This is a genomic window from Schaedlerella sp. (assembly GCF_056796775.1).
In genome coordinates this window covers 1-3,803 of the sequence record NZ_JBQIKP010000096.1, presented here as the reverse complement: position 1 = coordinate 3,803, position 3,803 = coordinate 1, and the positions used below count along the sequence as shown (strand labels likewise).

The 3,803-nt window shown below is 46.8% G+C and carries 6 protein-coding genes; all 6 read left to right on the top strand.

Features of this window, described 5'->3' with window-relative positions; translation table 11 throughout:
* The first annotated feature begins 382 nt into the window (after window positions 1-382).
* Entirely contained in the window at window positions 383-838 is a 456-nt protein-coding gene (locus tag ACTOY7_RS21440; RefSeq protein WP_160280358.1) for a DUF1648 domain-containing protein, read from the top strand.
* Window positions 839-862: 24 nt separating this feature from the next.
* A complete protein-coding gene (locus ACTOY7_RS21435; protein ID WP_482672394.1) occupies window positions 863-2,104 on the top strand; it encodes a HipA domain-containing protein in 1,242 nt (413 codons plus the stop codon).
* Between the two features lie 49 nt (window positions 2,105-2,153).
* Window positions 2,154-2,438 carry a hypothetical protein gene (locus ACTOY7_RS21430; protein WP_482672393.1) on the top strand — a complete coding sequence of 95 codons (285 nt, stop codon included), beginning with the start codon at window positions 2,154-2,156 and terminating at the stop codon, window positions 2,436-2,438.
* A 59-nt stretch (window positions 2,439-2,497) separates the two neighbouring features.
* Window positions 2,498-2,695: a hypothetical protein gene (locus ACTOY7_RS21425; protein ID WP_160280355.1), complete on the top strand. Its 198-nt coding sequence runs from the start codon at window positions 2,498-2,500 to the stop codon at window positions 2,693-2,695.
* Window positions 2,644-2,910, top strand: coding sequence for a PTS sugar transporter subunit IIA (locus tag ACTOY7_RS21420; RefSeq protein WP_160280354.1), 267 nt, complete (start codon window positions 2,644-2,646; stop codon window positions 2,908-2,910). The genes ACTOY7_RS21425 and ACTOY7_RS21420 overlap by 52 nt, the downstream gene beginning before the upstream one ends.
* A gap of 347 nt (window positions 2,911-3,257) precedes the next feature.
* The gene (locus tag ACTOY7_RS21415; protein ID WP_482672392.1) at window positions 3,258-3,761 is read left to right on the top strand and encodes a PTS sugar transporter subunit IIA; all 504 of its coding nucleotides are present in this window, start codon (window positions 3,258-3,260) and stop codon (window positions 3,759-3,761) included.
* Window positions 3,762-3,803 lie beyond the last annotated feature (42 nt).

Sequence of the window (3,803 nt, the reverse complement as noted above, 5' to 3'; positions counted from 1 at the left end):
GGATACTATTCCCTGAGATTCAGAAAACCAAGAAAAAGCTGTTAAAAATGTAATGTTTTTATAGCTTAGAAAAATAAAATTAAATTTATGCGTCAGAGCTGTTTGATGAACCAAAGGGATAGAAAAATGTCTGTGAATATGGTAAAATGATATTTATAATTTACGTTCAGCCAGGCCGCAGATTGCAATGCATGATGATCGTTATTCACGGGCTTAGTACATGGGCTGGGAATATTTCCGGAAAGGAGTGCGGCAGTGAAAAAGAATTTTACAGTATGGCTGATGCTTTCGGCTGCGATCATGCTTTTCCTGCCATGGTCAGCCGTGACACTTGTAAAAAGGGATGCAGGAAAACAGGCAGATCAAAGGGAGGATTCAGGTGATGAAGATAAAAACAAAATTTGGAATGGCAATGCAGATTTTATGTATCTTATGCCTGGCGGGATCCACGCTATATTTCATGATCGGATGGAATCAGATACCGGCGGAAGTGCCGGGACATTATAATTTTGCCGGGGAAGTGGATTCGATGACAGGAAAAGGTTCCCTGATCTTCCTGATTGTGCTGAACTGGGTGATGTATCTGGGAATGTCCGTACTGGAGCACTTTCCGCAGGCGTGGAATACCGGTGTAAAGATTACGGCGCGAAATCGGACAAGGGTGTATCGGATTTTGTATCACATGCTCGTCTGCCTGAAATTCTCTGTGGTGCTGATCTTTTCTTTTATCACAAGCTGGCATGAGAACTACATGCCGCCCTGGTTTTTAGCAGCAACGCTGTTACTGACATTCGGGCCGATGATATTTTTTCTGGTCCAATTGTGGAGAGTCAGGTAGAAGTCTGTAATATAGGAGGTGTCCATGGGGCGGGATAAAAATGACGTAAAGGGAAATCCAATGATAAGCTCCGGACTTTATGTACTAAAGCACAAGGATCTGGACGTGGCAATGGTTCAGATAGACAGGGCAAGCGGAAAAATTGAGTATGTACCGGATATCTTTTTGCCGGAAGAACTTCCGCCGGGTGTGGGAGAGGACAGCGGCAGGATAGCGGCCTGGTGGGCATCCCGTGCCGTACCGGGTACCCGCAGAGGCATCCAGCAGGTGCTGAACTATCTGCGGGAGGAAACGAATCTTTCTCTGATGCTGTCAGCCTATGGACTGAGCCTTACGGACCATTACTGGATGCAGCCCATCGGGGAAGAACTGTATTGGAAAGACCTGAATTTTTATGACCATGATTTTGCGGATGAGTTGGGAAATCTGCTGATCGGATCCGGAAGGATCGACATGAAGTCTCACATTTCCAAATTTTCCCCAGCTTCTTCTGTAAACGGAGAAATGAAGAAAAAATGGGTGATCATGGACAACATCCGCTATCTGATGAAGGTCAATATGAATGACTATGGTCAGCAGTCCGTGAACGAGGTGATTGCAAGCAGACTGCATGAAAGGCTGGGTTGGAAAAATTATGTATCCTATCAGCTTGACAGGATCCTGGCTGAAGGACGGGAGTACCCCTGCTCTCTGAATCCGATGTTTACTTCTTCGGAGCTTGAATTTGTATCTGCATATCAGCTGGTGAAGGATTATAAGGTGCCCAATGCGGTTTCTGAATTTGAAGCCGTGATCAGTCAGGCGGTACAGTATGGAATGGACGAAGGCACTGTGCGTGAACAGCTGGAATATACGATCATGACAGATTTTATTCTGAGCAATACGGACCGACACTATAATAATTTTGGGTTTCTGTATGATTCGTCAAAGCACCGGCTGACTGCCATGGCTCCCATTTTTGATACGGGAAATGCCCTGTTTTACAACCAGGAGATCATTCCTTCCGGACGCCGCCTTCTGAATATTCCGGTGAGTTCCTTCTGCGGCCGGGAGGTGGATATGCTCCGGTATGTAAAGCGGACGGGGCTGGTGGATCTAAAGCTGCTTGACGGTTTTTACGAAGAGGCGGAAAGGATGATAAAGGAGTATACGGATATGCCGGAAACCAGGGCAGCGCAAATTGCCTGTACAATCCGGCAGAAAATGGAATATCTGGATTTGTTTCAGCAGGGAAAGAAAATCTGGAAAATGGAAAAGTATTGGTAGATACACCGTGAGGATATGGAACAGATAAAGGGATTGGCAGGATTGGGTGATGGAGAGAAAAAAAATAGAAATGCGCCGGGAGGGGAATCGGCTGATCATAGGGGATTCTCCGCAATTGATCGTGGATCTTGACAGCCAGGAAAATCATCTTCTGGTCGAGGGGAAGCTACGCCCTTATTACCGGGAGGTGGCGTTCAGCCAAGACCTGCTGGAAGGAAAACGCGGGAATGTGCTGGCTGCTGCGGTGAACTATTATTATGACCAGGCATGCCGGATCGCACAGGGGATGCTGGCAGCGGAAGCTTACCGGAAGTCCGGAAAAATGAAAGTGTAAAGTAAACAGGCTGCTTGTAACTGGATTGTAATATAAATGTGTTTCATCAAGGAGATAATATGAACAAAAGAACGTTATCGAGCGAGCTGCTTGCAGGCGCAAGGTACTTAAAACGCAGGACAGTCCAGAAAAATGTGGTCAAGATCCAGATGATCACCAGGGCGCTGATCGAAAAGATTTCGGATGAGATGGGAATCCATTTGCGGTGCCTCATGAGGGGCTGGAGGCCGGCAGCATCAAGGTGGGAATGCACCTGATCCGGCTGAAAACCCCGGTTAGCTTTGGAAGTGAGGAGTTTGACCCGGTGGAATTTGTATGCTGCCTGAGCGCAGTGGATCATAAGACCTATCTGAAAGCATTTTTCAATCTGGTCAATATGCTCCAGACGGAACAGTTCAAACAGAAGCTGCACGAATGCCGGACACCTGCCGAGGCGGCACGGATCATAGAAGAGTATGAGTACGGATTATAGGCAGGGACAGCAGCAGATTGTTTACGAAGCAGGACGGAACTCAAGGCTGGCGTTCCGATCTGTTTGAAAGGATACTGAGAATGGTAAAGAACATTTCCAATCCGCTGGAAACGTTTTTTACCATTCTATATTTTTGCAAAAATGTGGAAAAACCTTTGACTGTTTTTTACTCTCAGGACGTGCTAGTATAGAGTCACAGGCAGGGAAGACCTGCAGGGTAAGCATTACAGGCCGCTGACAGACCAGCGTCATGTAAGGATCGCGGTTCTCCGGAAAGGAAGGGCTGCTTGAGATTCAAAAACCGGTATAGAGAATCGCAGATATAAAAAGAAGAGGAGGCAGAAACAATGATTTGGGAGGCCTTAAAAAAATCCCTGATTGTGAAAGAAATGGAAGCAGACTCCTGTGAGGATGTTTTCCGGCAGCTTGGCGGAGCGCTGATCCGTGAAGGCTATGCAAAAAGCACTTATATAGAAGCATTATGTACAAGGGAAAAGGATTATCCCACCGGACTGGATATAGAAGGCTTCGGCGTGGCGATCCCCCACACGGATGTAAGCCATGTAAACCAGGCCGCGACGGCCATCGCGGTGCTGAAAAATCCGGTCACATTTATCCAGATGGGCAGTGATGACGAGGAGGTCAGCGTAAAGCTGGTATTCATGCTGGCAGTGGTAGAACCGAAGGCGCACATGGAAGAACTGCAGAGGATCCTGTCTATCATTCAGGATAAGGCAGTATTGGAACAGATCGCAGAAGCACAAGACGAAGAAACGATGATTGAGATTATAACCCAAAACCCGGGAAAAGGAGACTCGAAACGTTTGATTTCGGTTAGAGTCGGGTCATAAAGACACCACAAATACTGTTATTATAAGGCTTTTTGGACATAA